The sequence below is a fragment of the Bradyrhizobium sp. NBAIM03 genome (genome assembly GCF_020194055.1).
Lineage (GTDB): Bacteria > Pseudomonadota > Alphaproteobacteria > Rhizobiales > Xanthobacteraceae > Bradyrhizobium > Bradyrhizobium yuanmingense.
Map to the genome: position 1 here is coordinate 1 of NZ_JADYVS010000288.1, position 383 is coordinate 383.

Annotated in this window: 1 protein-coding gene; it reads right to left on the reverse strand. The window is 61.6% G+C overall.

Translation table 11 applies throughout. The features are described 5' to 3' along the window. Positions 1-383 (reverse strand): ATP-binding protein (locus tag I6F21_RS38550; RefSeq protein ID WP_276573651.1); only part of this gene is annotated, 383 nt, incomplete at both ends.

Here is a 383-nt window from a genome sequence, read left to right on the forward strand (position 1 = left end):
TCCTTGACCTTCTTGCGCTGCAGGTTTTCCTGCGAGCCGCAGAGGTTGCACGGAATGATCGGGAATTCCATCGCGCGGGCGTAGGAAGCGATGTCCTTTTCCGCGCAATAGGCGAGCGGCCGGATGACGATGTGGTCGCCGTTGTCGGTGGCCAGCTTGGGCGGCATCGACTTCATCTTGCCGCCGAAGAACATGTTCAGGAAGAACGTGTTGACGATGTCGTCGCGGTGATGGCCCAGCGCGATCTTGTTGGCGCCCAGCTCCTTGGCCGTGCGGTAGATCACGCCGCGGCGCAGGCGCGAGCACAGCGAGCACGTGGTCTTGCCCTCGGGCACCTTCTCCTTGACGATCGAATACGTGTCCGCCTCGACGATCACATACTC